General features: G+C 58.7%; 29 protein-coding genes. 13 read left to right on the top strand and 16 right to left on the bottom strand.

Annotated elements, in window-relative coordinates:
- Positions 1-46: 46 nt before the first annotated feature.
- Genes ACRZ9X_RS12290 through ACRZ9X_RS12270 form a run of 5 tightly spaced genes read left to right on the top strand, consistent with a single transcriptional unit; the run spans position 47 to position 4,739 of the window.
- Positions 47-544 carry a flagellar basal body-associated FliL family protein gene (locus ACRZ9X_RS12290; RefSeq protein WP_480519207.1) on the top strand — a complete coding sequence of 166 codons (498 nt, stop codon included), beginning with the start codon at positions 47-49 and terminating at the stop codon, positions 542-544.
- Between the two features lie 9 nt (positions 545-553).
- Positions 554-1,102: a hypothetical protein gene (locus ACRZ9X_RS12285; protein ID WP_480519205.1), complete on the top strand. Its 549-nt coding sequence runs from the start codon at positions 554-556 to the stop codon at positions 1,100-1,102.
- Complete coding sequence (locus ACRZ9X_RS12280; RefSeq protein ID WP_480519203.1) at positions 1,099-1,689, top strand: MotE family protein; 591 nt, start codon at positions 1,099-1,101, stop codon at positions 1,687-1,689. Before ACRZ9X_RS12285 ends, ACRZ9X_RS12280 begins: the two co-directional genes overlap by 4 nt.
- 45 nt (positions 1,690-1,734) lie before the next feature.
- Positions 1,735-2,604, top strand: coding sequence for a flagellar motor stator protein MotA (motA, locus tag ACRZ9X_RS12275; RefSeq protein WP_480519201.1), 870 nt, complete (start codon positions 1,735-1,737; stop codon positions 2,602-2,604).
- A complete protein-coding gene (locus ACRZ9X_RS12270; RefSeq protein ID WP_480519199.1) occupies positions 2,601-4,739 on the top strand; it encodes a hypothetical protein in 2,139 nt (712 codons plus the stop codon). The genes motA and ACRZ9X_RS12270 overlap by 4 nt, the downstream gene beginning before the upstream one ends.
- A 52-nt stretch (positions 4,740-4,791) precedes the next feature.
- Here ACRZ9X_RS12270 and ACRZ9X_RS12265 read toward each other — a convergent pair whose 3' ends face one another.
- Positions 4,792-6,150, bottom strand: a complete 1,359-nt coding sequence (locus ACRZ9X_RS12265) for an MmgE/PrpD family protein (protein ID WP_480519197.1) — start codon at positions 6,148-6,150, stop codon at positions 4,792-4,794.
- A 522-nt stretch (positions 6,151-6,672) separates the two neighbouring features.
- Between ACRZ9X_RS12265 and ACRZ9X_RS12260 the strand changes: the two genes are divergently transcribed.
- A complete protein-coding gene (locus tag ACRZ9X_RS12260) occupies positions 6,673-7,002 on the top strand; it encodes a hypothetical protein (protein ID WP_480519195.1) in 330 nt (109 codons plus the stop codon).
- Between the two features lie 3 nt (positions 7,003-7,005).
- On the opposite strand, the gene ACRZ9X_RS12255 is transcribed toward ACRZ9X_RS12260, so the two are convergent.
- Together ACRZ9X_RS12255 and trhO are read right to left on the bottom strand one after the other, a co-directional pair.
- Entirely contained in the window at positions 7,006-7,515 is a 510-nt protein-coding gene (locus tag ACRZ9X_RS12255) for an ion channel (protein ID WP_480519194.1), read from the bottom strand.
- A gap of 76 nt (positions 7,516-7,591) precedes the next feature.
- Positions 7,592-8,497: an oxygen-dependent tRNA uridine(34) hydroxylase TrhO gene (trhO, locus tag ACRZ9X_RS12250; protein ID WP_480519192.1), complete on the bottom strand. Its 906-nt coding sequence runs from the start codon at positions 8,495-8,497 to the stop codon at positions 7,592-7,594.
- A 96-nt stretch (positions 8,498-8,593) separates the two neighbouring features.
- Here trhO and pncA point away from each other — a divergent pair, with 96 nt between their 5' ends.
- On the top strand, positions 8,594-9,193 hold the full coding sequence (gene pncA / locus ACRZ9X_RS12245) for a bifunctional nicotinamidase/pyrazinamidase (RefSeq protein ID WP_480519190.1): 600 nt from the start codon (positions 8,594-8,596) through the stop codon (positions 9,191-9,193).
- On the opposite strand, the gene ACRZ9X_RS12240 is transcribed toward pncA, so the two are convergent.
- Positions 9,190-9,723, bottom strand: coding sequence for a hypothetical protein (locus ACRZ9X_RS12240; protein WP_480519188.1), 534 nt, complete (start codon positions 9,721-9,723; stop codon positions 9,190-9,192). The genes pncA and ACRZ9X_RS12240 overlap by 4 nt on opposite strands.
- A 165-nt stretch (positions 9,724-9,888) precedes the next feature.
- On the opposite strand from ACRZ9X_RS12240, the gene pncB reads away from it, so the two are divergent.
- Positions 9,889-11,181, top strand: coding sequence for a nicotinate phosphoribosyltransferase (pncB, locus tag ACRZ9X_RS12235; RefSeq protein WP_480519186.1), 1,293 nt, complete (start codon positions 9,889-9,891; stop codon positions 11,179-11,181).
- 110 nt (positions 11,182-11,291) lie between these two features.
- Here the strand turns inward: pncB and ACRZ9X_RS12230 are convergent, their stop codons facing one another.
- Positions 11,292-12,365 (bottom strand): ligand-gated ion channel, encoded by a 1,074-nt coding sequence (locus tag ACRZ9X_RS12230; protein ID WP_480519184.1) that lies wholly within the window; start codon positions 12,363-12,365, stop codon positions 11,292-11,294.
- Between the two features lie 62 nt (positions 12,366-12,427).
- On the bottom strand, positions 12,428-12,703 hold the full coding sequence (locus ACRZ9X_RS12225; RefSeq protein WP_480519182.1) for a hypothetical protein: 276 nt from the start codon (positions 12,701-12,703) through the stop codon (positions 12,428-12,430).
- Positions 12,704-12,861: 158 nt separating this feature from the next.
- Between ACRZ9X_RS12225 and panB the strand changes: the two genes are divergently transcribed.
- The 3 genes from panB to glpK all read left to right on the top strand — a co-directional run bounded on the left by panB (position 12,862) and on the right by glpK (position 16,085).
- A complete protein-coding gene (panB, locus tag ACRZ9X_RS12220) occupies positions 12,862-13,701 on the top strand; it encodes a 3-methyl-2-oxobutanoate hydroxymethyltransferase (RefSeq protein ID WP_480519180.1) in 840 nt (279 codons plus the stop codon).
- Positions 13,698-14,540: a pantoate--beta-alanine ligase gene (gene panC, locus ACRZ9X_RS12215; RefSeq protein ID WP_480519178.1), complete on the top strand. Its 843-nt coding sequence runs from the start codon at positions 13,698-13,700 to the stop codon at positions 14,538-14,540. The genes panB and panC overlap by 4 nt, the downstream gene beginning before the upstream one ends.
- Positions 14,541-14,606: 66 nt before the next feature.
- Positions 14,607-16,085, top strand: a complete 1,479-nt coding sequence (glpK, locus tag ACRZ9X_RS12210; protein WP_480519176.1) for a glycerol kinase GlpK — start codon at positions 14,607-14,609, stop codon at positions 16,083-16,085.
- A gap of 95 nt (positions 16,086-16,180) precedes the next feature.
- On the opposite strand, the gene smpB is transcribed toward glpK, so the two are convergent.
- The 10 genes from smpB to ACRZ9X_RS12160 form a co-directional block, all read right to left on the bottom strand.
- Complete coding sequence (gene smpB / locus ACRZ9X_RS12205) at positions 16,181-16,663, bottom strand: SsrA-binding protein SmpB (protein WP_480519174.1); 483 nt, start codon at positions 16,661-16,663, stop codon at positions 16,181-16,183.
- A gap of 48 nt (positions 16,664-16,711) precedes the next feature.
- The gene (gene idi / locus ACRZ9X_RS12200; protein ID WP_480519172.1) at positions 16,712-17,254 is read right to left on the bottom strand and encodes an isopentenyl-diphosphate Delta-isomerase; all 543 of its coding nucleotides are present in this window, start codon (positions 17,252-17,254) and stop codon (positions 16,712-16,714) included.
- A gap of 147 nt (positions 17,255-17,401) precedes the next feature.
- Positions 17,402-17,815 (bottom strand): c-type cytochrome, encoded by a 414-nt coding sequence (locus ACRZ9X_RS12195; RefSeq protein WP_480519170.1) that lies wholly within the window; start codon positions 17,813-17,815, stop codon positions 17,402-17,404.
- 113 nt (positions 17,816-17,928) lie between these two features.
- Positions 17,929-18,942 carry a P1 family peptidase gene (locus tag ACRZ9X_RS12190; RefSeq protein ID WP_480519653.1) on the bottom strand — a complete coding sequence of 338 codons (1,014 nt, stop codon included), beginning with the start codon at positions 18,940-18,942 and terminating at the stop codon, positions 17,929-17,931.
- An 81-nt stretch (positions 18,943-19,023) separates the two neighbouring features.
- Positions 19,024-19,770: an SDR family oxidoreductase gene (locus ACRZ9X_RS12185; protein WP_480519168.1), complete on the bottom strand. Its 747-nt coding sequence runs from the start codon at positions 19,768-19,770 to the stop codon at positions 19,024-19,026.
- A 55-nt stretch (positions 19,771-19,825) separates the two neighbouring features.
- Positions 19,826-20,245, bottom strand: a complete 420-nt coding sequence (arfB, locus tag ACRZ9X_RS12180) for an alternative ribosome rescue aminoacyl-tRNA hydrolase ArfB (RefSeq protein ID WP_480519166.1) — start codon at positions 20,243-20,245, stop codon at positions 19,826-19,828.
- A gap of 263 nt (positions 20,246-20,508) precedes the next feature.
- The gene (locus ACRZ9X_RS12175) at positions 20,509-21,156 is read right to left on the bottom strand and encodes a queuosine precursor transporter (RefSeq protein ID WP_480519164.1); all 648 of its coding nucleotides are present in this window, start codon (positions 21,154-21,156) and stop codon (positions 20,509-20,511) included.
- A gap of 91 nt (positions 21,157-21,247) precedes the next feature.
- Positions 21,248-22,132 carry an esterase-like activity of phytase family protein gene (locus tag ACRZ9X_RS12170; protein ID WP_480519162.1) on the bottom strand — a complete coding sequence of 295 codons (885 nt, stop codon included), beginning with the start codon at positions 22,130-22,132 and terminating at the stop codon, positions 21,248-21,250.
- Positions 22,105-22,968 (bottom strand): penicillin-insensitive murein endopeptidase, encoded by an 864-nt coding sequence (gene mepA, locus ACRZ9X_RS12165; RefSeq protein WP_480519159.1) that lies wholly within the window; start codon positions 22,966-22,968, stop codon positions 22,105-22,107. The genes ACRZ9X_RS12170 and mepA overlap by 28 nt, the downstream gene beginning before the upstream one ends.
- Positions 22,965-24,332: an MFS transporter gene (locus ACRZ9X_RS12160; protein WP_480519157.1), complete on the bottom strand. Its 1,368-nt coding sequence runs from the start codon at positions 24,330-24,332 to the stop codon at positions 22,965-22,967. The genes mepA and ACRZ9X_RS12160 overlap by 4 nt, the downstream gene beginning before the upstream one ends.
- 128 nt (positions 24,333-24,460) lie before the next feature.
- Between ACRZ9X_RS12160 and ACRZ9X_RS12155 the strand changes: the two genes are divergently transcribed.
- Positions 24,461-24,748, top strand: a complete 288-nt coding sequence (locus ACRZ9X_RS12155) for a YggT family protein (RefSeq protein ID WP_480519155.1) — start codon at positions 24,461-24,463, stop codon at positions 24,746-24,748.
- A 78-nt stretch (positions 24,749-24,826) separates the two neighbouring features.
- Positions 24,827-26,866: a DNA helicase RecQ gene (gene recQ, locus ACRZ9X_RS12150; protein WP_480519153.1), complete on the top strand. Its 2,040-nt coding sequence runs from the start codon at positions 24,827-24,829 to the stop codon at positions 26,864-26,866.

Raw genomic sequence — 26,866 nt, 5'->3', positions numbered from 1 at the left:
TCCCTGTGGGGTTATGACGGTTGCCGAACCGAAACATGAGGACGGCATGACCGACGCAACCGCAGAACAGGCAGAAAGCCCAAAGAAATCTGGGAAATCTGGGATGATTCTGGGTCTGATTCTGGCCCTTTCGGGGGCCGGTGGCGGTTACTACCTGACATCGTCCGGTCTCTTGCCAATCGGGCGATCAGAGACGCCAAAAGACGCCCTGACGACAGAGAATGGTCAAGGCGTAAAGGCCCTGCCCGATGTGGTCTTTGTCGATCTGCCGCCGGTCATCGTTTCGGTGAACGGGGGCGACGCACGCCATCTTAAGTTTCACGCGCAACTGGAAGTCGACGCTGGCCATGCCGCCGATGTCGAGACGTTGAAGCCGCGAATCATGGACGTCCTCAACACCTATCTGCGTGCAATTGAACTGCCCGATCTTGAGGATTCGCGAGCGTTGGTTCGGATTCGCGGCCATCTGCTGCGGCGGATCGAGATCGTCGTTGGTGACGGCCGCGTGCGGGATGTTCTCGTCATGCAATTTGTTCTGAACTAGGAGGCGATATTGGAGCTGATCGCAGATATTTTGCTGGTTGCGGGCGCGCTTGGGGCGGGATTGTATTGCTTCGTTCTGGCACGTCGACTGAAACGGTTCACAGATCTTGAAAAAGGCGTAGGCGGTGCGGTTTCCGTTCTGTCATCGCAGGCCGATGAGTTGAAGCAAACACTCGATTCGGCCCGTCATGCGTCGGACCAGTCCGGGGTTGTGTTGCAGGATCTCACTCATCGCGCGGAAACGATTGCCCAGAAATTGGAGCTGATGATGGCGTCGATGCATGACATCGCGCCAGACGAACCGGTTGGGTCAACCTCTGTCGCGGAGGTTGTTTTGCCAGAAGTAAAAGACATGACACCGCCAGAGGCGGAGAGACCGAACAATGCCGGGGAAGCCGGGGAAGCCGGGGAAGCCGGGGAAGCCGGGGAAGCCGGGGAAGCCGGGGAAGCCGGGGAAGCTTCAACGCAACCCGACGCCAAGACAACCAAACCTTCAAAATCGCCGGAAGGACTGTTGTTCTTTCGCCATGCCCGCCCGCAATCCGGAGCGGCACAATGAAACGCAGGTCAGCCCAAAAATCCAACGCGTCGCGCGGAGGCGTTCTAACGGTCATTTCACTACTCATGATCGGCTCGGCCATCATTCGTATCGGGTTGGAAGCAGGCCCGGTGCTGGCTTTGGGAATTGATCCAGAACAGAAGATCGAAACCGAGAAAAGCGGCAAACTCGGCACCCCGGACGATTTGCAAATCCTTCTGACGGCGCTCTTGCAGCGCGAGGCACAGCTGAATCAGCGTGAAGATGCGATCATTGACAAGGAAAAGGCGTTGGACATCGCAGGAACGGCAATCGCAACTCGATTGGCAGCCTTGCAGGACGCCGAAGACTCTCTGCGCGAAACGCTGGCTTTGGCGGACCAGGCCGCAGAAAACGATCTGACCCGGCTGACCGACGTCTATCAGAACATGAAACCGAAAGACGCTGCGGCGCTGTTCGAAACAATGGATCCGGTTTTTGCCGCCGGTTTTCTATCGCGCATGCCGCCAGATTCCGCGGCGGCTGTGATGGCCGGGCTCAGCCCGCAAGCGGCCTACACGATCAGTGTGGTTATGGCCGGGCGAAATGCTCAGGCACCGAAGGAGTAACGCAGTGCCTGTCATCCACATATCACCGAGTTTGGGAGAGCGTTCATGATCGGACTCATCGGTATTGTCGTCATTTTCGTCATGGTTTTCGGCGGCTATCTGGCTGCAGGCGGCAAGATGACCATTATCCTGAAATCCCTGCCGTTCGAAATGATGATGATCGGCGGGGCTGCCGTCGGCGCGTTTCTTATCAGCAATGACATGAGCGCGGTCAAACACACCGTCAAAGACATGGGAAAAGTGTTCAAAGGTCCTAAATGGAAACCCCAGGACTATCGCGATTTGCTTTGCCTGCTGTTTTCACTCATCCGTATCGCTCGATCAAACCCGGTTGAGGTTGAGCAGCATATCGAAGAGCCTGCCTCTTCAAGCCTGTTTTCAGCCTATCCCAAGATACAGGCCGACAAAGAGGCGGTCGATCTGATTTGCGACACCATGCGGTCAGCGGCCATGAATTACGATGACCCCCATCAGGTCGAAGAAGTTCTGGAAAAGCGGATGGAGGCGAATTTCCATCACGCGATGCATTCCAGCCACGCATTGCAAACGGTCGCTGATGGGCTTCCAGCCCTTGGCATCGTGGCGGCAGTTCTGGGGGTCATCAAAACGATGGGCTCAATAGATCAACCCCCCGAGGTGCTTGGGAAGTTGATCGGCGGGGCCCTGGTCGGCACATTTCTGGGGGTGTTTCTGGCCTATGGGCTTGTTGGTCCATTCGCCGGAAAACTGAAAGCCGTGGTCGAAGAAGACAACCATTTCTATCAGTTGATCAAGGAAGTTCTGGTCGCGAATCTTCACAACCACAATGCCGCCATGTGCATTGAGGTCGGACGGCAAAATACGCCCACACACAATCGACCCGGCTTTTCCGAACTTGAAGAGGCGTTGAAAGATCTCAAGCAGGCTGCCGCATGATCCGGATCTTATATGTCTTTCTCGGGTTTCTGTTGGCAGGATCGACCGCCATTGCACAGGAACTGCGCGTGCGATCGGGCGAACATGGCACCTACACGCGCCTGGTCGTTCAGATACCGGTCGGCAGCAACTGGACTCTGACGCCACGGCACAAAGGGGCCCGATTGGACGTTGCCGTAGATGGCGTGACATTTGACATGGAAGGCGTGTTTGCGCGGTTGTTCGGCAATCGCCTGATCTCGGCCACACAATCGGAACCCGGTGCAAGCCTTGAGCTGGAGTTTGGCTGCGAATGCGTAGCATCGGCCTATGTATTCCGGGGTTCAATGATTGTCATCGACATAGCACCTGGCAGGTTTCTGCCGTCTGTCAGTTCAAAACCCTTCCCTGTCTTGCCTTTGCCGCCCCGCGTTCAGCGGCAGGTTGAAGTGGATTTTCCCGGCAACGCACTGTCTTTGCCGCTGCAGTTGCCCCGCACAAATCTGGAAGAACAACTGATGTCACGGCTGCTGCAAGGGTCCGACCGTGATTTGATAGATCTGAACCTCGCGAATGTCGGTGATCGCCCCCTTGCGTCATCAGGTACAAATCCTGATTCTGACGCTTGGTTGAATAACCTGCAGGTCTCGTCGGTATTAGATGACCTGCACGGGATCGGCCCTTTGTCCCTGAAACCCATCGAAACAGAGCCGCCCTGTATCGCAGATGCGGATCTAAATCTTGAGAACTGGAAGGGCGAGCCGCCCTTTCAAAAACAGCTGGCCGCCTCAAGGGCTGGTTTGTATCGCGAGTTCGACAAACTGGACTCCTCCATCGCGAAAAACCTTGTGCATCTGTATATCTATTACGGGTTCGGCGCAGAGGCATTGCAGGTCATCGGCCTGACATCCCAAACCGGGCCAGAGGCCGACAGATTGATAGCAATTGCCGAATTGGTTGACGGCGATCCCGTTTCAGATCCCAACCCGTTTCGAGGGCAACAAAAATGCGACGGCGACGTCGCATTATGGGCTGCGCTGACCGAAGGATACCTTGAGCATGGGACAAACCCGAATGCGATCGAGCAGGCGTTTGCAAAGCTCCCAGCTCACCTGAGAAGGAATCTGGGGCCCGCTCTGGCAGACATTCTGGTTCGGGGCGACCAGTTGGAAGCGGCCCGGCGTGTTCTAAGGGCAGTTGACCGGATTGCTCCGAAAGGCAGCACCGATATGACGCTGGCACAAGCCCAAATCGCTGCGGCCCAAGGCGACACGGCTGAGGCCGAGGCGCTGCTTGCCAAAGCCACGACATCTGCACCGGCGGATCAGGCTCCGTTAGCACTTGCCCGGCTTGTCGAAAAACGCTGGTGGGACCGAGGGGGAATGGCGCAACACGAACTGGACCTCGCCGCGGCTTTTGCGCTGGAACTTCGCCGATCTGAAGATGGCCCTATGATGGCGCAAACGTATGTTCTGGCGCTGGGTCTACACCAGTCGTTTGACGAAGCAATGCGCAGAATGGGTGATGCGCCTGCTGACGTTGGATGGAACAAGACCCGAAACCGCGTGATGCAGCTTATGTCAGAACGCGCGGATGACATCACCTTTTTGCGTTATGCGCTCAGCATGTCGACGCCAACCCGTGACAGCCTGCAATCCGAGACTGCGGTTGTCATATCGAAACGTCTGGCCAATCTTGGGTTTGGGGCACCGGCCGTGGCATTGACTGAGCGCCTGCAAAACCAGAGCGTTGATCGCGCCATGGTTCGGGCGCAGGCCGCGTTGGCGAACGGCCGGCCCGATCAGGCACGCCTTGAAATCGAGGGGCATGAAACCGAGGATGCGGACCGGCTGCGCGCCAGAGCGTACGCAATGGCGAAAGACTATGAGAGGGCCGCGTCTTTGTCTTTGCGTCTTGGAGATCGCGATGCCGCCGCGCATTATTTCTGGCTGGCGGGACAACCGGATATTTCACATGAGCCTCACGCCGGGAAGTTCGGCGTGTTGGCAGATTTCAGTCGCGCACTGGAACAACCGATCCCCCGAGAGCCCCAGAAACCTCTGAGCGACGCCGCCGCTCTACTGGAAGACAGTGCTTTCGCACGTGACCAGATCATCAGCATGTTATCACATCTGGAGGCGGCACCGCTCGACTGAAGCATCCGCCCTACACCGCCTCTGGCACCAACCCTGCAAAGCAATCTACAGATCAGTGGTCGGGCAGTGGTGGATCGTACAATAGGGCTGCCAAGTCGAAAAAGCTGGAAGCTGGCGCGGGCAGGTGCAGTATGGCTGCGCAAATCTTCTCGGATCTAGAGAGACCAATGGTGGGAACAGAAAACTCCATGAATTTGTCGACAATGTCTTGGCGGCTCATCGGATTTTCCGGGCCACCGCGCGCGTGGATATCGCCTGATTTCAGAATCCGACCATCACTTGTCTTGACCTCGACATCCGCCCAGCGGCCAGACGGAAACCGGGCGCTGTGACGGGCACATTCGGACACTCTGATCCTGCGCATGACCTCAATGACCACGGGATCTGCCAAACCCGGACCCGAGATATGTTCAACTCCGATCCTGCCATGCACCGCCTGAATGGCTGCGGCGAAAGGCAGGGAATATTGTGCTTGTGACGTCGTTTCCGGCAGTTCGGAAAATAGGCAAGCAGCCTCGTGGAAGCTGTTGATCTTCACCGCCCTGATCTGTGGATGTGTCAGATCATGCGCGCGCATCAGCATCCTAATGCCGTCAATCGCAGCATGTGCCCACCGACAGATCGGATAGGGTTTCACATATTGATGCTCAATCTGCCAGAACGCACCCAGATCGGCCCAGTACGGTGCCGCGCCTTCGGCTTCCACCGTGATCGCGGGTGCCCCGGTAAAGCCACGCTCGGCCAGAATGGCCGCAGACACACCCACCATCGCCCCCCAGCCCGATCCGTCATGCAGCATTGTGGGGTTGGCGATTTCACGCATCATCTGGCTTCTGGGGCCATGATACTCGGCAATGCCCAAAGCATGCCGCAGCTGATCAGCCGAATGCGCGCGCAAGCGCGCGGCCATGGCGGCAACACCCAAGGCATTCCAGGCACCCGAGGTGTGGTAGTCTGACACGGAAGCATGCAAAGCCATAGCTGCCCGACCTGCAATTTCGTATCCGGTCACAATCGCAGCCAGCGCCTCACGACCGCTGAGGTCCGGTTTCTGCTCGGCCAGAGCCAGAAGCGCGGGGATGGCGACAACTCCGATGTGACCCTTGGTTGGGTTGTAACCGTCATGCGCATCCAGATTATCGGTTTGTGTCGCCGCAGCATAAGCCGCCCCGACCAAACTAACCTGCCGCCCGTCGAACAACATGCGCGCACCAAAGGCGGGATCGTTCGTGGCATAGAGCAGCGCCGCCGTGTCCCGCGCGATTATCCCGGCCTGCATTGGACCCGCAGCAACTAAAACGCCCATCGTGTCCAGCAAGGTCAGCGCCGCGGCCTCAATTGCGCTTTCCGGCATGTCATCGGGTTGCGAGTCCAGGGCGAACGCGGCCAGTTTATCGAACGTGTTCGGCATCAGTTAACTCCAGACCAGTTGTGCCGCAATGCGGGCATGCAAGGTTACGGTGGATCGGGTTGGACAAAAAGCTGGCGCAACAGGTTGCAAGGCCGTTCTGGCAATAGCTGCGTTGGAATTCATTGCTTTCCTCCGGTGTGCAGATCAAAACCCACGGGAAAATTCAGCCACAGGACCGGGCAGGCTTGTGCTCTGATCCCGACGCGATGTGTCGGAACAGTGCCTGAATTGCGCATGAAATCCTCGATACGGGCAAAAATCCACGAAATCGGCAGAAACGTTCGGCGGTCCGCCGCCGGTTTTGTGCCCGCGCGCGAAGCCGTGAGCCATCGTGACTTGAAAACCGAATCAGTGATTCTTTCATATAACTGAGACGCAAAAAAACGCGCTGTACAAGGTCGGTAAACGACGGGACAGACTGGCAAAACTAGGCACCGAAAGTGCGCATGCTGGTGGAAATCTTGAAAAAGTTCCTAAAATGTTCTATATTTGTTCCCATGTGGAACGGAGGTTTATCGAGCGATGACATATGCTGCCCGTCAAAGCTGGTACGACGCACCCAGCAACGACTACCACATGCTTCCCATTACAGATCGGCAAATGCGCTATGCCCGCGCGATCGCCGAAAAATCCGCCCTCGAAATCCCGGTCGAGGCGCAACGTGACCGAAAATCTTTGTCGGATTGGATTTCGGCAAACAAACCGCATGATCCATCGCCCTTTGCCAACTATCCGACAGGCAAACAGGTCGCCTTTGCCGAGCGGATCTCGCGCAGCAAACGCCGTCCGATTCCGGCCGAGTGTTTTCGTGACAAACAAATGATGTCGCAGTGGATTGACCGCAATAAATAGACCCTAATTTGGGGTTTTTGTGTGCGCCCGCGCATAAAGACCAACTGCTGCCGCAACAAACAATCCCAGCAGGATGTACCCTGTAATCGCCTCGGCGACCGCCAGAGCCCGGCACAAGCCGGCAGGGCGAAGGTCTCCGAACCCGACCGTGGTGAAGGTGACGTATGAAAAATACAAAACGTCCGCCGGCCCCTTCGCGCCTACAACGCATATATCGTGATACCCGAACGAGCCGTACACGGCGGCAAACAGAAAGGGTACGACCTGAATGAACGAAATGCCCATCAGCAACAGCAGCCTGCGTGGCGATTTGACCTGAGTAACGTAGTACCAGATCTGCGAGATCATCCAGACGAGCAAAGTGATGGTCGCAATGGTACCGATAGTATCTCCGGCCGCGGCCTCGCTGAGATTCGACAAGCCGAACCAGGCCAGAAAACTGACAAGAACCAGCCCCGACGCTGCAAATAACGTCGATTTCCATTCTTCCAGCGTTTTCGGCTCGTGACGCATATGGCCTCCGGCAGGGTGCTCTGGCGGATATCATCAAGCGTCACGTACGTCCATGCAACCGGAATTGCAGGATGAATCAGCCCTGACCCAGATGGGATTGCCCGCGGTTTTTTGCCAGACCAATCTGTTTCTGCCGTTCACGAAAGCGCGCCTTGTCCTCGTCCGAGGTCTCGTCAATACAGCGGTGACACGACACGCCATGTTCATATTCAGAGCGTTTGACATCCTCGGGAAGAATCGGACGGCGACAGCCATGACACAGCTTGTGCGGCCCCTCGACCAGACCATGCCCGACCGAGACGCGATTGTCGAAAACGAAGCACTCACCCCGCCAGGCGCTGTTTTCGGGGGGCACCTCTTCCAGATAGCGCAGAATGCCGCCTTTTAGATGGTAGACATCCTCGACCCCTTGACCCAGCAGATAGTTGGTGGATTTCTCGCAACGAATACCACCAGTGCAGAACATTGCGACCCGCTTGTTATGAAAGCGACCCTTGTTTTCCTCCCACCAAGCGGGAAATTCACCAAAACTTGCCGTTTCAGGGTCTATTGCACCCTCGAATGTCCCGATTTCGACTTCGTAGTCGTTGCGGGTGTCGATCACCACTACATCTTCGGCGCGGATCAGATCATTCCAGTCCCGAGGTTCTACGTAATGTCCGACACTGGCGCGTGGATCGACATCGGGCTGTCCCATGGTCACGATCTCTTTTTTCAGCCGCACCTTTAACTTGCCAAAGGGAGGGTGATCCGAGCGCGCCTCTTTCCACTCAAGGGTCGCGCATCCGGGCAAGGCACGGATATGGGACAAAACAGCGTCGATCCCTGTTCGCGGTCCGGCAATGGTTCCATTGATTCCCTCTTGCGCCAGCAACAGGGTCCCTTTGACCGCATGCGTGCGGCACAGGTCCTGCAACGCGGGACGCAGGGCATCCGGGTCCTCGAACCGGGTGAAGTGATACAAAGCAGCGATGGTGTACATGTGCGCGATCTAATGATCTGTTGCACAACACGCAAGAGACCGCATTGACGACCCTTTGGGCAACCCATACCGATAGGGGCAGCAAAGGAGACGCCAATGACCCACGCCCTGATTGTGATCGATGTCCAGAACGATTTCTGCCCCGGCGGTGCATTGGCCGTGGCTGATGGAGATCAGATTGTTGCGCCCATCAACGCCATGATGGACAGGTTTGATGCGGTGATCCTGACACAGGACTGGCATCCGGCTGGTCACTCCTCGTTCGCCAGTTCACATCCGGGCAAAAGTCCGTTCGAACTGACGCAGATGCCATATGGTGCGCAAGTGCTTTGGCCAGATCACTGCGTTCAGGGCACTGAGGGCGCGGCTTTTCATCCCGATCTGCGCACCGATGCCGACCTGATCCTGCGGAAGGGATTCCGTAGCGCAATTGACAGCTATTCGGCGTTTTTCGAGAACGACCAGGCGACACCAACCGGGTTAAAGGGCTATCTGGACACACGCGGCATCACCCAACTGACCCTTGTTGGCTTGGCCACGGATTTCTGCGTGCATTACTCTGCGGTTGATGCCGCACGGTTGGGTTTTGACGTCACAGTCGATACGGATATGTGCCGCGCCATCGACATGGATGGCTCGCTGGCGGCCGCCCGGACTGCCATGACTGACGCAGGTGTCACCCTGATCGACCCCTAAGGCGTCGCGCCCCGCGCGGCGAGGTATTGTAGAATAACGAAAACCAAAACCGCCAGACCTATGGCAATCCCGATGCGGCGGGGCACTGGCTTACGCTCTGCCCGCGTCGGTATCGGATCTTGCGGTGCCAGGGGCTGCAACGGCTCCCGGCGTGGTTTGGCTTTGCCGGGCTGCGCCACTCTGATGTGGTTCAGAAACTGCCAGAAATCGAAATCCCCGCAATATTCACCCTGAACACCCATGTTTCGGATATTCGCAAACAAGCGTTTCAAAATGCGCGCGCGATCCACAGCATCCTCGGGTGCATAAAAGCCGGTTGGCTGCCCGCTTTTGCGCGTTTCCAGACTGAACCCGGATTCCAGAAATATCCTGCGAATTTTAGGTGACGCAGACCGCAACGCCTGCGCCGTCCGGAAATCCCGGAACAAAGCCCTGACCGCACGGTTGCCGGTGAGCGCCGCCATTCCGTGTTCGGGATCAACTTCGTCCGGAGCAATCGCAACTATATCAAAGTCGTACTCGAGACCCATTCACTTATTACAACCTTTTCTTCCATCCCCATCTCCTCACTACACACTGAGGAGCGCATTTAATTTGCCCACTTTGTGACCTGTCCTTGTCATTGTCACTAATTGAGCGACTCTTGCCAATCTCCGCCTCGATTGATCTAAGAACGGAAATCGCAGGAGTTTCCCATGGTCGACATCGCAACGCGGGTGTACAATCATAAATGGAAAATTGACCCAATTATCAGGTCTTTAATCGACACAGATTTCTACAAACTGCTGATGTGTCAGTCAGTGTTTCGGAATAAGCCCCAAACGACTGTCGAATTTTCGCTGATCAACCGGTCGAATCACATACCTTTGGCCAGTTTGATTGACGAAGGTGAATTGCGCGAGCAGCTCGATCACATTCGGTCTCTTAGCCTCAGCCGTGGCGAGAGCACATGGCTGCGGGGCAACATGTTCTATGGCAAACGGCAGATGTTCCGTTCGGATTTCATGGAATGGTTCGAAAGCATGCGCCTGCCCGCCTACCATCTTGAGCGCAAGGGTGATCAGTACGAGCTGACTTTTGAGGGCAAATGGCACGAGGTCATGCTGTGGGAAATCCCTGCTTTGGCGGTGCTGATGGAATTGCGTTCACGCGCAGTTCTGAACGGTATGCGCCGGTTCGAGTTACAGGTTCTCTATGCCCGGGCCATGACAAGGGTTTGGGAAAAGATTGAACAACTGCGCAAAACGGATGGGCTTGGCATTGCCGATTTTGGCACGCGGCGGCGGCATTCCTTTCTATGGCAGGACTGGTGCGTACAAGCGATGATCGAAGGGTTGGGATCATCTTTCACCGGCACCTCTAATTGCCTGATCGCCATGCGCCGCGAAGTCGAGGCCATCGGCACAAACGCGCACGAGCTGCCCATGGTCTACTCTGCCTTGGCCGAGGGCGACGACGCTCTGGCACAGGCGCCGTACGACGTTCTCAGCGATTGGCATGATGAGCATGACGGCAATCTGCGCATCATCCTGCCCGACACCTATGGAACCCAGGGGTTTCTGGATCATGCCCCTGACTGGCTGGCAGGCTGGACCGGGATTCGCATAGACAGCGGCGACCCGGCAACCGGGGCCGAGACCGCAATCCAATGGTGGAAGTCCCGCGGCGAAGACCCCAGGGAAAAACGGGTGATCTTCTCGGACGGACTGGATGTCGACAAAATCCAGGACCTGCACCGGCAATTCGCCCATCGCACCAAAGTCTCGTTCGGCTGGGGCACTTTGCTGACCAATGATTTCCGTGGGCTCGTTTCCGATGACGCGCTCGCCCCGTTTTCATTAGTGTGCAAAGCGGTGTCCGCCAACGGGCGTCCAACCGTCAAACTGTCGGATAACCCCGAAAAAGCGATGGGTCCCGCAGACCAGATCGATCGGTACAAACGGGTGTTCGGTGTCGGCGCGCAAGAGGCGATTGAGGTGATTGTTTAGGTTCTGACCATGGTCTGCCCGCGCGCCCGGGCACGTCTTTGACCAAACCCTCGACAGAGAGCTGAACCCCGAAACAAACGTTAGGGTCACATTTTTCGCAGACCCTTTACCTATGGCATCAAAAGGTAAGCGGAAACTGCGTAAACCACGATGGCTGCATATCCCAGCGGGTAAATCCATTTGATCGCGTAATTGTCCAGCTTTCGGGCAGCCTCTTCCCGGCCCGAGACCTTGAGCTTGCGCAGCGCCACGTTAAACACGATCAGCGCTCCGGTCATCAGGAACATGCATTGCAGGACGAAATCCAGAAATGTCAGGTAACCCAGCTTTGGGAGATCCGCTGAAATCGCCCAGTTGAACGCAACAAAAACCAACAGGTTACCCCCCGCGATCTCGATCCGTCGGCGATATTCATCCAGAAAAAACAGCGCCCAGCTGACCGTGATCAACACCAGCATCGGCAGGAAGACCCGGATAACGTAGTAGGTCTGATGCCGGCTGCCGTCGAAGGCCAGCGTCACCTGATCGCTATCGCGACCCGAGATCCCCTTGACCTGCGATGCCTGAACCCGTGCATTGCCCAGAATCCACTCTTCTTCGCCTAACATGTCGCCCAGGCCCGAGTGATCCTCCAGCGGGTAATAGCTGACGTATTCGGATGGCAAGATCGACACGACCTCGAAAAAGAAATCCTGCGTGTCGAACGGATATTTGCGGAAATCGAAATGCGGTGCCTGCAACGTCAGCGAAGATTTCTCGACATAGACGACATGCCCGTCATGGCTCAGCGAGGCGGCGGATTCGTGAATCCACTTGTTGCTTTGCTGGTTATGAATGACAAAAGCGGGCAATACCGCGCCAATCTCTGCCGCGTGATCAGCCAGATCGGGGGGATTGAACACCCGGATGTCGCGACCAACCGCTTCCGCGTCAAACGCCAGGGACGGGTCCGTCCATTCGACGCGCAGAACAACAACCGCACCGTAGTTTTCAGCCTTCTGATCGACACTCGTGATCTGATCGATCCGGATACCGATCCCAACATTCAGTGGGTTTTCCGGCGTTCCGGCCAGGGCATTCAGCCCACCGCCCAACACGTTCTGCGCACCTGCCCTGTCAGTCTGGATGAGGCACAAACAGACAGTTGCGACGATCAGGGAAAGAAAGCGGAGGAAACTCATCATCGTATTATTTCAGCTATCCAGGTGGCGGAATTGAAAGGCGTGGCTCGCCTTCGGGTGTTGGGTCAATTGATGGCAAACCTATCACGTGCGGTTGAGGATACATTTTTCCGCTCGTCCTGAGAGGCAGAACCCTTGTTCAGGGCATGTATCTGACCCTGAAGGATGTTGGTGAAGACACCCGAATCAATTGCCTGTGCGGCGGCGCTGATCGGGCCCAGATGCGGCGGCTCAGGCTGCGTCAAGATGGCGATGTCGGATTTGGCCAAAGTCTGACCCGGAAACAGTCTGGCACTCACCGCCCCTGCCGATGCAAAGGGGCGAAACGCTTGCTTTGTCATGTAAATCCCCACAATCGAATTCGTTTTGGCCGACCGTTCCCGCTCCAATGTCTCTTTAAACCTCGGGTCAATCAAGGAAATGTTCGCGCAACCGGGGTTTCTATAGCCGGTCTGGTTCTGCTATGCCGCGCTGCAACATGAACCCCGGAGGAGCGATCATGAGCGCCACCGCCCGCAAAAAAGCGCCAAATGCCCAGGATATCCGCGCTCGCAAGGGCGGCCAGCCGCTGGTCAGCCTGACCGCGTATACCACCCCGATGGCACAGCTGATGGATGATCATTGCGATTTTGTTCTGGTTGGTGACAGCGTAGGCATGGTGCTACATGGGTTGGAGTCGACCCTTGGTGTCACGATGGAAATGATGATCCTGCACGGGCAGGCGGTGGCGCGCGGGTTGCAGAAGGCGATGATGGTGATCGATATGCCCTTCGCCAGCTATGAACATACCCCGGCAGATGCCTTTCGCAACGCGGCCCGTCTGATGGCGGAAACCGGCGCAGGTGCCGTCAAGCTGGAAGGCGGGGTTGAGATGGCCGAGACGATCCGATTTCTGGTCAAACGCGGCATCCCGGTGATGGCCCATATCGGTTTGACACCGCAATCGATCAACACTCTAGGGGGCTACAAGGTACAGGGTCGCGACACGCAAGCTGAATCCGTTCTGGCTGATGCCCATGCTGTAACCGAAGCAGGCGCGTTTTCCGTCGTGTTAGAGAAAATACCACAGGGTTTGGCCGACCAGATCACGGAAGAGATTGCAATTCCAACCATCGGAATCGGAGCCTCAGCCGGGTGTGACGGGCAAATTCTGGTGGTCGATGACATGGTGGGGTTCTTCACCGCCTTCAAGCCAAAATTCGTCAAACGATACGCGGAACTTGGCCCGCAAGCCGAGGCTGCCATTGCCGAATATGCCGCCGATGTGCGTGCGCGCGCGTTCCCGGCTGATGAGCACGTTTTCTCGGATCAGGCCCCGGCGCAGGGGCTCAGGACATGACTGCGCCCATTCTGCGCCAACTGGCGGATCTGCGGGCGCTGACGACAGCCTGGCACAGCGGAGGGGATCGGATCGGCGTCGTCCCGACCATGGGCGCACTGCATCCGGGACATCTATCGCTGGTCGAGGCTGCAAAGGCAGGCACGGACCGCGTCATTGTCACGATCTTTGTAAACCCCAAGCAATTCAACAACCCCGAAGACCTTGCCAATTACCCGCGTACGGAATTGGAGGACGCGGCCAAACTCGCCCCATATGGCGTTGACGCGATTTACGTGCCGGACCCGGATGAAATCTATGCGCAAGGTTTCGCCACCACAGTCTCTGTCGCTGGCCTGACGAATGTGATGGAGGGCGAGTTTCGTCCCGGGCACTTTGATGGTGTCGCCACTGTGGTGGCAAAGCTGTTTTTGCAAACACAAGGAAACAGAGCCTATTTCGGGGAAAAAGACTATCAGCAACTGATGATCGTACGCCGGATGGCGCGCGATCTGGACATCCCCATCGAGGTCATCGGTTGCCCGACGGTCCGCGAAACCTCGGGGCTGGCCATGTCCTCGCGCAATCTGCGCCTTTCGTCCGAGGGGCTGGCTGTGGCCGCTCATAAGTATCGGATCATGACCAATTTGGCCGCGACGCTGCGGCAGGGTGCGCCGTTTGCCAGCGTGGTCCGGCAAGCGGAAACGGATCTTTTGGCTGCGGGATTTGCGCAGGTTGAATATATCCAGCTGAGGTGTGCGGAAACGCTCGACCCTCTGACCCATGCAGATCGCCCCGCTCGGCTTTTTGCCGCCGCCTGGGCCGACGGGGTGCGGCTGATCGACAATATTCCTGTCTGAACGCTCTGGTCCGCGTGCCATTGTTTGCGCTAAAGTCCCGCAAAACGACACGGGAGGGGCGCAGGCGTGACCTATATTCTTGCCATTGATCAGGGCACTACATCATCACGGGCGATTTTGTTCGACGCAGACATGCAGCGTGCAGGCACCGCGCAGCATGAGTTCACACAGTATTTCCCGCAAGAAGGCTGGGTCGAGCATGACGCGAGCGAGATCTGGAACAGCGTCCTGCGTGTTTGCCGCGAGGTGATGGACAGCACCGGTGTCACCCCGGCTCAGATCGCGGGCATTGGTATCACCAACCAGCGTGAAACAACCGTTGTCTGGGATCGCAAAACGGGCGAACCGATTCACAATGCGATTGTCTGGCAGGACCGCCGCACCGCCGAGATTTGCGCCCGGTACAAGCAGGCAGGATGCGAGGATGACGTGACCGCCCAGACCGGCTTGCTGCTGGATCCCTACTTTTCCGGCACAAAAGTCAAGTGGCTGTTGGATACCGTCCCCGGGGCCCGCGCTCGTGCCGAGAACGGAGAGTTGCTGTTCGGGACCATCGACAGTTTCCTGATCTGGCGCCTGACCGAAGGACAAAGGCACGTCACCGACGCCACCAACGCTGCCCGAACCTTGTTGTTCGACATTCACAAGCGCGAATGGAGCCCCGAGATCTGCGACCTTCTGGATGTGCCCTTGAGCATGCTGCCAGAGGTCAATGATTGCGCTTCGGATTTCGGCAATACGACACTGTTTGGAGGTGAAATCCCGGTTTTGGGCGTGGCCGGAGACCAACAAGCCGCCACGATCGGGCAGGCCTGTTTCCAACCTGGAATGATGAAGTCCACCTATGGCACCGGCTGTTTCGCGCTGCTGAATACCGGCGACAAACCTGTTGAGTCGCGAAACCGGCTGTTGACCACAATCGCCTATCAGTTGGACGGGCACACGACCTATGCGCTTGAGGGATCGATCTTTATTGCCGGAGCCGCCGTGCAATGGTTGCGCGACGCGCTCAGGATTATCGACGCGGCCCCGCAAAGCGGAGACTTGGCCGCACAGGCCGATCTGACGCAGAACGTGGTGCTGGTGCCCGCCTTTACCGGACTTGGCGCACCCTATTGGAGGCCGGATTGCCGCGGCGCCATGTTTGGGCTGACACGCAATTCAGGCCGGGCCGAAATCGCCCGCGCCACGCTGGAAAGCATCGCCTTTCAGACCCGCGATCTGTGGCAGGCGATGCAAGGCGACTGGGGCGCCGACGCCAATGTGATCTTACGCGTCGATGGCGGAATGAGCGCATCTGATTGGACCATGCAGGGCCTGTCCAACATCCTTGGGGCAGCCGTGGACCGTCCTGTGATGCAGGAAACCACAGCTCTGGGCGCGGCATGGCTGGCCGGGATGCGAGCCGGGGTCTATCCGCAACAGCAAGAGTTTTCGGAAACCTGGGCGCTGGATCGCCGATTTGAGCCGGAAATGTCCCAGCAGGATCGAGATACCGCTTACGCCCGTTGGCAGAAGGCCGTTCAGGCGACCATGGCGTTTTAGGCGTTTTGCGGTTTATCCGAGGTCAGACTATCGAAATGCGCGTTCGACCGCAGGGAGAGGCAGCGTATTTCGATTCAAATCAAACGCAATGCGCCCTAGCTGTGGTCTTTCATCAGCCGCTGCTTTTGACGTGACCAGTCGCGTTTGGCCTGCGTCTCGCGCTTGTCGTGTAGCTTCTTGCCCTTGGCGATGCCGATCTTCAGCTTCGCACGACCCTTGTGGTTGAAATACAGAACCAGCGGCACCAGCGTCATGCCCTTGCGCTGGGTCGCGTTCCACAGGTTTGACAACTCCTTGCGCGACACCAGCAACTTGCGGCGGCGGCGTTCTTCGTGCTTGAACACCTTCGCCTGCTCATAGGGCGCGATATAGCTGTTGATCAACCACAGCTCACCGTCATCAACGCTGGCATAGCTTTCGGCAATGTTCGACCCGCCTGCGCGCAGGGATTTGACCTCGGACCCTTCCAGTACGATGCCGCACTCGATATCGTCTTCGATCGCGTAATCGAAACGGGCACGCCTGTTCTCGGCGATGACTTTGTAATTCGGGTCTGTCTTTTGCTTCTGCTTGGCCATGACGCGTTGATTTAGGCCCCCTGTGCGGCCCTTGCAAGCCTGCGCGCGTCAGGATTTGGCTGAGATAATCAGGTCCGGACCAAAAATCGTGTCCGCATGGTTGTGCAGATAGATTTTGAGCCATGGCGTGAACCGTTCGGGGTAACGCTGAACCTCGGCCAGCAGGTCGTGGTAGTCGATCCAGCGAATCTCCATGACCTCGGCCGGGTTGGGTTCAATCTTCAGCGGGCCGCGCACATGGGTCAGGAACACATCCACGACCTCATGTTCCACCATGCTGTTGCCGACGTCGGCGTGATACTCCAACCGGTGACGGTATTCGGGGTAAAGCCCGGTGATCCCAAGCTCTTCGCGCAGACGGCGTACCGCGCATTCGGACGGTGTTTCGCCCCAGTCAGGATGGGTACAGCAGGTATTCGCCCACAGGCCGGGCGTATGGTACTTGCCCAGCGCGCGGCGCTGCAAAAGAATCTCGGTGCCGCGCACGACAAAGACCGAGACCGCTTTGTGCTTCAGGCCTTTTTCATGCGCTTCCAGCTTTTCAACAGGGGTCAATTCGCCATCAACCCAGGCCGGGATCATGATGCCCATCTGTCTCCTCCTGTTGCGGATATGCCGATCCGGGTCACAGCATCGGTTTTCCACCAAAGTGGCGCTGATCGGCCCTATGATCAATCGCACGAAAGGCCGCAGGGGCTGCGGCCTTTTGCACCTGACAACAGGGTTTTCCCGAGGGCGTTATTCGCCCGAGACGCTTACGATGTAGGCATAGACGTCTTCGGCACCCTTTTTCAGCTTGAAGGTCATCTTGGATTTGGCCGCCGTGTCATCCAGATAGGTTTTCAGGAAGGCTTTTGGATCCTGCGCATATTCCGCGAATGTGGTTTCGTCCCAGACCAGACCGTTTTCACCGGCAGCCACGATGCTGTCGCCATATTTGAACCCTTCGACGGTTCCGGCGGTACGGCCCGCGATACCATAGAGGTTCGGGCCGGTCTTGCCGCCCTTGACGATGACCTCACCAGCGGGATCCGCGATCAGGTGGCAGGATTTACATTTGTTGAATGCCTTCTTGCCAGCCTCGGCGTCACCTTCCGCATACGCGGGAAGGGCCAGCAGACCGGCAATTGCAGTGGCAAGAATACGATTCATAGCTTTTGCTCCGATAGGAATTGGCTGCACCGAATGGATCGCTGGCGCAGCCGAGAGTCAACGCGCAGATTGCCGCGCGAGGGCACTGTGTCACAGCCCGACTTTGGTCGTCCTTAACCTAAGTCATGTAGCTGCGACCAGCAGGGCAGGATGTCGCCCGGGCTCGGCTTGGCCAGAAAGACGGCGCGCGCTATCGCCCGCGCAAGACACAGCGACGCGGCATGGCCAATCATTCCGAGCATGTCCGGCGCGGTCGTCCGCGCGCCTGTGCTGACGCCAAAGACAAGGTCACCGTCACCAGGCGTATGTGCCGGGACGATCGCGCGCGCGATACCGTCATGGGCGGCCATGGCCAGCCGCTGGCATTGCGGTTTCGACAGCGCTGCATCGGTGGCGACAATGGCAATCGTGGTATTTGCGCGGTCTGGTGGGCCCCCGTGCATGGCCTTCGCTTTGCGGCTGTTGTGGACCCGGCCCAAACCTGCTTCCGGATTTGGACCCAGACCGCCGAACTCGGCATCGATTTCGAATGGGGCGGCCCAGAAATGGCGGTCGCCCGGCGTTGTCACGCTACCCAGCGGGTTGGCCGCGACCAGAGCGCCCACGGTGATACCATCCTCCAGAACCAGTGATGCCGAGCCCAGCCCGCCCTTGTGCATGGCCGCCAAAGCTCCGGTTCCGGCGCCGGCCGTGCCCAGTTCAAATTGCTGTGAGGCCGCAAGGTAGGCCGCCTTGCCGAGGGCGCGATAGGGGTTTTCGGCCCAGCCCTTGTCACCGCCATTGAGCAGATCAAACAGAATCGCGCCCGGAACGATGGGAACGATAGCCGAGCCCACCTGGAACCCGCGCCCCTCACCTCTCATAGCGTCCGACACGCCCGAGCAGGCGTCCAGCCCGAAGGCAGATCCACCAGACAGTGCAATCGCATCGACGCGGTCCACGGATTTGTCGGGGGCCAGCAGATCGGTCTCACGCGTACCCGGGGCACCGCCCATCACATGAACCGAGGCGGTAAAGGGCTGATCTGCTGTCAGCACCGTAGCTCCGGATTTAAGCCGGTCGTCCTGTGCGTTCCCAACTTTGAGGCCGGGGACATCGGTGATCAGGTTTCTGGGTCCGGGGGTCATCGCGGGTGCGGACGTTGGCAGGGGAGCGCGCTGACGCACGCTGCCTCCGGCGGGGATATTTTTAGCCAGATGAAGCGGGGATCAGATACAGCGGCCACCGTCCACCTCTAACGCTGTGCCGGTGATCATGCTGGCCTCGTCGGAGCAGAGGAAACAGGCGGCATTCGCCATGTCCTCGGGGGTTGAAAAGCGACCCAGCGGGATGGTCGACAGGAATTTGGCGCGCATTTCGGGGGTGTCTTCGCCCATGAAGGACTTCAGTAGCGGGGTTTCTCCGGCGACGGGACAGATCGCGTTGACCCGTACGCCGGACGGGGCGAGTTCGACAGCCATGGTTTTGGTGGCGGTGATCATCCAGCCTTTGGAGGCGTTGTACCAGTTCAGGTTCGGGCGTGGGGACAATCCGGCGGTTGACGCCACGTTGAGGATCGCGCCTGCGCCGCGCGCTTTCATGTGCGGGACAAAGGCGCGGGCGGTGAGGTAGACGGATTTCATGTTCACGGTGACGATGCGGTCGAAATCGTCCTCGCTGACGTCTTCCAGCGGGGTCGGCAGATGGGTAACGCCCGCATTATTGACCAGAATGTCGAGCTGGCCATAGGCGGTATGGGCTGCGTCGGCCATCGCCTGCACGGAGATTCCGTCGCCCACATCCACTTGCTGCGCCATGGCGTTCGGCCCCAGCTGCGCGGCCATGTCTTGTGCGGCGGCGCCGTTGATGTCGGCGATCATCACGCGGGCGCCTTCGGTCAGGAATTTCTGCACGATGCCTGCGCCAAAGCCGGATGCGCCGCCGGTGACGATTGCGGTTTTGCCCTCTAACCTCATGATCTTGCTCTCCGTTGCCGGGGTCAGACTAGCAAGGCCGTACGAAGTTACCAGATTATTCTTCCGAGACTTTCCCCCGCAGCGCCTTGACGTCCCCGCGCGCCTTTTTGGCCGCAAGCCGCCGTTTGACCGAGCCATAGGTGGGTTTGGTGGCGATCCGGCGCTTGGGTTTGACCAATGCGCGGGTGATGAGTTCGGCCAGGCGGGCGCGGGCAATCTCTCGGTTGCGGGCCTGTGACCGGGTTTCCTCGCATTGGATGATGATCGCGCCATCTTTGGTCCAGCGGCGACCGGCCAGACGTTTCAGCCGGTTCTTGACCGGATCTGGCAGCGACGGCGAGCGCGCGGCCTCGAACCGCAACTCCACGGCGGTTGAGACCTTGTTGACGTTCTGCCCGCCGGGACCGGATGACCGCACAAAGCTTTCAGTCATTTCCCAATCTTGCAGGGCGATATCGTCAGTTATGCGCAACATGGACGCGACCTTACTTGGCTTGCGCAGAAACAAAAAGGGCCGCCCCGGCGGGACGGCCCTTCGAAAGTTCAGGAGGTCGGGTCGGTTAGATCCGTTGACCAGCCGGGGCGAGCGCCCCACCAAGGGCTGCCCTAGCAGGCGATCCCCCCGGTTGTTCCGACACCTCTCTCCAATCTCTTTCTCGACACTGGATCACCTCCTTTTCTATCTGTTGCGGTTGAAAAGAAGCGTGCCACAAGTTGTGCCAATCTCCAAATGTTTTTTTACGCAGGCTGCGCCGCGGTCAGGCGGGCAACGATCACCTTGAACGGGATCAGGGCGATCAAAGCCAGCGACAGTTTCACCAGCCAGTCGGCAAAGGCCAGCGTCACCCACAACGGGGCCATTGGGCCGGACAGCATGAAGGGCACAGGCTCCCACGCCCAGTTGATCGCGGCGTCCGCATTGGCACCGAAGAAGGTAACCGAGGCCGAAAAGGCCAGAGTGAAGAAGATCGCGGTGTCCAGCGCCGATCCGACCAGAGTCGAAACCAGCGGCGCGCGCCACCAGCGGCCACCGCGCATGGCGTTGAATACGGTGACATCGGTCAGCTGCGCGATCAGGAAGGCGGTTCCCGACGCGACAGCGATCCGCAGCGGTACAGCGGCATAGGTGAAACCGTCGCCCTGCAGCATGATCTGGCTGCCAATCAGCGAGCAGATGATGCCGGTGATAAAGCCTGCGAACACGACCTTGCGGGCCGTGGCGACGCCATAGACGCGGTTCATAATGTCGGTGACCAGAAAGGCCAGCGGATAGGTGAAAGCACCCCAGGTCAACAGCCCGTCAAAGATCAGAAACTGGACCAGAATGTTTGAGGCCACAACAATGGCGGCCATGGCAATGATGCCGGGAATATAAGAGCGTTGCATGTTCAGATGCCCGTTTTGACAAGGTAGCGGCGACTTGGCCCCAGGACCGTCCCAAGGCAAGCCGTGCGTTTAGACCCTTGGCCGCGCCCTGTCAATCGGGCAGCAGATATTCCACCAGTTCGGTGCGCTGCAAGCTCAGAAAGTTGTCGTCCGAAATCATTGTGGCACGCAGGCGGTTCTGATCATCGCGCCAGATCGACAGACCTTCGAGGTTGTCATGTGTGCCGGTGGTGGTTTCGAACAGAATCTCTTCAGAGCTGGGCACATCGCCAGTAATCTGCCAGCGGCGCAGGCGGGACCGGAAACCGGTCAGCGACACGGCGCGCTCTAGCAGGTAAAGCCGCCCATCCGGTCCGAAATCGGCGGCAACAGGCAGAAACTTACCCCTAGGTGGCAGTATAAACGGCGTCGACCAACGCGCACCGTCCCAGCGGTAAACCGGGATATCACCCTGTACCGTGCGGTTCTTTTCGGTCAGCGTGTAAAGTCGCCCCTTCGTGTCAATGGCCAGCGCTTCAAAGGACCCGTTTCCATCCAAGCTCTTGAACGCATCCGGACGCGGAAGAACGCGCGCAGGCGCATCGGGTGCGGCATAGTAGGCCACCCGGTGAATACCCTCGAAAGAGATGTAAAGCCCGCCATGTGGTGCCATCGCGATCCCTTCGGAATCGCCCACATATCCCGGCAATAAGCGCCCGCTGCTGGACAAAACCGGCCACTGGTCAAGAAGCGTGATGCCCGTGATCTCATCACCTGCGCGCTCAATCCCGGCCGTGACCAGCCGAGCCCGGTCGCTGAGCGCAATGATCCGCGTGCCTTCCTCCGAGATATGGAGCGCAGAGAATCCGCCGAACCCATCCACACCCGAGCGCCATGTGAAACTGCCCAGATGCGTCGCCGTTTTGACCTCCATCGCGGCGACGGGACCGGCCAGCAGCAGTGCCGCGATCAGTTGGACTGCAGAACGGCGGCGCATTGCTGGGGCAGATCGGCCAAACGGTATTCGCGGCGTTTCTTGGGTGGAGGCGCGTTCGGGTCGGGTGGCGGCGGGTTGAGGATATTCTGCACCCATTGCTGCGCCTCTGCACAGCCATCGCCCTTGGGTGGCGGGTCCTGGTTGACGCAGCCGCGCGACCCTTTCGGGCAATTCAGTCGCACATGAAAATGATAGTGATGCCCCCACCACGGCCTGATCTTGCGCAAATACGCCCGGTTGCCCTTTTCATCGTTGCACATCTGAACCTTGGCCCCGGGAAAGACGAAAATCCGGGCGACACGCTTGTCCTTGGCCGCTTCGCGCAGCACCGCATGGTGTTGTTTGGTCCAATTGCCGTTCACATAGGCCCCGTTGGCGCGGCGCAGGGAAATCGACGAGATATTCTCGCGCGCCTTGCGGCTGAGGCGCATGTTATCTCCGGGCAGCATCCAGATGTCGATGTCCAGCCCCAGTTGATGCGAGCGGTGCCCCGAGGTCATCGGCCCGCCCCGCGGCTGGCTGATATCTCCGATATAGAGACCATTCCACCCCGGCTGTTTGGCCGCAAACCGGCTAAGGTCCTGCACATAATCAATCGCCTGCGGATGCCCCCAGTTGCGGTTGCGCGACAGGCGCATGGCCTGCCATGTGGGCCCCGTCTCGGGCAGTTGCACCGACCCGGCAGCGCAGCCGCGCGAATAACTGCCGAACGCGGCTGATTTTTGCTGCGACCCAACCTTCTGTGCCCCGAAAAGCTGCTTGGCCAAGGGTTGAGCCCCCGCCGAGTCTGCAAGTATCAAAGCCGCCAGAACGGCCAAAAAACGTAATAAAATCATCTGCTCTGATCCCCTTCCGGTTTCACCCAGCGCATCAGGAATAGACCCAGAATAAACAACCCAATGATCGGTGACACCCCCAGTCTTGCGCTGCCGGTCATGGTTGTTGCAATCCCGATCAGCAACGGCGCGGCAAAAGCGGTGGCCCGACCCGACAGGCCGTACAGACCAAAGCTCTCGACCGGGGTCGCGGGATCGGTATGGCGCACCATCATCGAACGGCTGGCGGATTGCAGAACCCCGCCCATCCCGCCGATCAGCACGCCGCAGCCGAAGAACACCAGATCCGGCAGGTTTGAGCCTTCGGGCAGCGCGACACCATAGATTTGCGTCCGATCCATCGACACCACGGTGAGGCAGACGAAAATCAACACCCAGATTGCGACCAAAATCACTGGTTTAGGGCCGTATTTCCGATCCATCTTGCCGCCAATCCACGCAAAGATGGCCGAAGCCAGAACACTGACGATCCCGAAGACGCCGATCTTGATCAGGTCCCACTCCAGCACCAGCCGTGCGTATACACCACCAAAGCTGTAAAGCCCGTTCAGCGCATCGCGGTAGAACATGGACGAGCCAAGATAGGTCGCAAGACTGACCCGGTGGCGCAACGCGGCGATGGATTTTCCCAGCAGTTGCAGTGCTTCGCTCACGCTGCCCGTTGTCCCGGTCGCCGGATCATCGCGCACCCACAGGAAATAGGGCACCATGAACAGCATGAACCAGCCTGCCGTAAACGGCCCGACAAAACGCGTGCCTTCCTGCGCAGCGGCGTCCAGCCCAAGGATCGGAGCGATCCCGATCAGTGTCTTACCGTTGGGCTGTTCCACAAACAACGTCAGCATGATCGCCAGTGAGATCAGCCCTCCGAAATAGCCGAACGCAAAGCCCGAGCCCGAAATCTCACCCACCTCATTGTCATCTCCCAGATCGGGCAATTGCGAGTTGATGAAGATCAGCGCATACTCCGCGCCCACAAAGCCCAGCCCGAAGGCCGACAGCATCAACCACATGTTTGAGCCATCAGGCATAGTATACCAAAGTGCGGCTGAACCCACCGCGTACATGACCGAAAAGCCAAAAATCCACGGAATGCGCCGCCCCGAGACATCCGCCATCGCGCCCAGCAAGGGCGCCCCGAACGCGATGATCAGCCCGGTGATGGTCAGGCAGTTCGCCCAGACCGTCTGCGCCTGCGCCGCCGCCGCATCGCTGTCTAATCCGGTATTCGCGTAATACTGCGCCGCAACTCCCGCGAAGAAGGGGCCAAAGACAAAAGTCACCAGCAATGTATGGAACGGCTGACTGGCCCAGTCAAAAAACCACCAGCCCCAAATGCGCTTGCGCTTGGAAATCTCAGCCATCTCTGCCCCTGTTTTTGTTGCATTCATAAGACGGGGCTTTCAGCAGATGCGCAAGCGTTGAGTGCACCCCACTTGCTCTTTGCCGTCCCGGCGCTTAGGTCTCAGGGCAATCGAAGAACGGAGTACCCATGCAGTCCCTATATGAAATCCTGCAAATGCTGCTGAGCGTCGTTTGGTTCGTGATTATCGCCCACGTAATCATGAGTTGGCTGATCAACTTTCAGGTGCTGAACCTGCATCAGCAGGTTGTCGCACAGATTTGGTATGGGTTGAACCGGCTGTTAGAGCCAATGTACGGACCGATCCGGCGTGTGTTGCCGCCCATGGGCGGGCTTGATCTGGCCCCACTGATAGTGCTGCTGGGCGTCTTTGCGCTGCGCATTATTCTGGCGAACAATGCCGCGTTCTTCTACTGACCTCTTGTTCACCGAATCTTAGTATGTGATGGTCCTGTCTTAAGAGCAGATAAACCTTAATACAGGGCCATCCCAAGCATGTTCGACTCCGCACCCTTGTTGCGAGACGTCTTTGGATTCGACACCTTCCGCCCCGGGCAGGAGGAGATTGTCGATGCCGTGACGGTGGGTGAAAACGTGCTGGCGATCATGCCGACGGGTGGCGGTAAATCCCTTTGTTTTCAATTGCCCGCGCTGCTGCGCGACGGAGTGACAGTGGTCATTTCACCTCTGATCGCCCTGATGCGCGATCAGGTGCGCGGGCTGCAGGAAGCGGGCGTTGAGGCCGGGGCGCTGACCTCGGGCAACACCCCCGAAGAAACCGATGCGGTGTGGGAGGCGCTGGAGGCCGGGCGGCTGAAATTGCTTTACATGGCCCCCGAACGGCTGGCCGCCGGATCCGCCTTGGGAATGCTGCGCCGGATCAATGTCAGCCTGATCGCGGTGGACGAGGCGCATTGCGTCAGCCAATGGGGCCATGACTTCCGCCCCGATTACCTGCGGATCGGAGAGTTGCGGCGTGCGTTGAATGTGCCTCTGGCGGCGTTTACGGCGACGGCAGACGCCGAAACGCAGGACGAGATCGTTCAGAAACTGTTCGACGGTTCCGAACCCCGGAAATTCCTGCGGGGGTTCGACCGTCCTAATATCCATCTGACCTTTGCCGCCAAGGATGGCCCCCGCAAACAAATCCTCGACTTTGCCAGTGCGCGTAAGGGTCAATCCGGCATCGTTTATTGCGGCACCCGCAACAAGACTGAGGTGCTGGCGCAGGCCCTGCGTGCCGAAGGACATTCTGCCTGCCACTATCACGGCGGCATGGACCCCGAAGACCGGCGCATTGTCGAAACCCGCTTTGCGCGCGAGGATGGCCTGATCGTGGTCGCCACCGTTGCCTTCGGCATGGGCATCGACAAGCCCGATATCCGCTGGGTCGCCCATGCGGACCTGCCGAAATCCATCGAGGCGTATTATCAGGAAATCGGCCGTGCGGGCCGCGATGGAGGCCCTGCCGAAACCCTCACCCTTTTCGGCCCCGATGACATCCGGCTGCGCCGGTCTCAGATTGACGAAGGCCTTGCCCCGCCCGAACGCCGTATGGCCGATCATGCGCGGCTGAACGCGCTGTTGGGGTTGGCCGAAGCGCTGGCCTGTCGCCGCCAGAACCTGCTGGGCTATTTCGGCGAACAGGCCGAGCCTTGTGGTAAATGTGACCTCTGCGACAGCCCGCCCGAAGTGTTCGACGGCACGACGCCCGTTCGCATGGCCCTGTCCGCGATCCTGCGCACCGAGGAGTGGTTCGGCGCGGGGCACCTGATCGACATCCTGTTGGCGAACGAAACCGACAAAATCCGCGCACGGCGTCATGACGCTCTGTCCACCTACGGTATCGGCAAGGACTGGTCACGTGCGCAATGGCAGGCGATTTTCCGGCAGATGATGGGTCACGATCTGGTCCGCCCCGATCCCGACCGCCACGGCGCGCTGCGCATGACCGAGGCCGCCAAGCCGATCCTGAAGGGCGAGGCGCAGATCCAACTGCGCAAGGACACGATCCGCAAAGCCACCCGCCGCCCTGCGGTCAAGGCGATGGTGGCCGAAGAGGACGCGCCGCTGCTGAGCGCGCTCAAAGCCAAACGCCGCGCGCTGGCGGAGACGCAGCGCGTTCCGGCCTATGTCATCTTCCCCGATCGCACCCTGATTGAAATGGCCGAGAAACGCCCGATGACGCTGGACGATATGGCCCGGATCGGTGGGGTCGGTGCGAAAAAGCTGGAACGCTATGGCGACACCTTCCTTGAGGTGATCGCCGGAGAGGCCGAGGCCCTGCACCCCGCCCGCCGTAAGCTGGCCGGTCGTGAGCAGGGCGAGATTTACGACCAGCTGCTTGAGGTTCAATCGCAACTGTCGCGCGGGCCCGAGGGGATCGACAAACCGCTTAGCTGCTCGGCCTCGCAACTGGCCAAGGTCGCGCAGCTGCGACCGGAAGATCCGCGCGGGATGGAACAGGTTCTGGGCGACCGTCGTCACGAAAGGTTTGGCGCCGCCTTTCTGGACGTGCTGCGGCAAGCGGGCTAG

Source organism: Ruegeria sp. AL1, assembly GCF_056540905.1.
The sequence above is the reverse complement of the archived record's forward strand: the minus strand, read 5'-3'. Positions and strand labels throughout refer to the sequence as shown.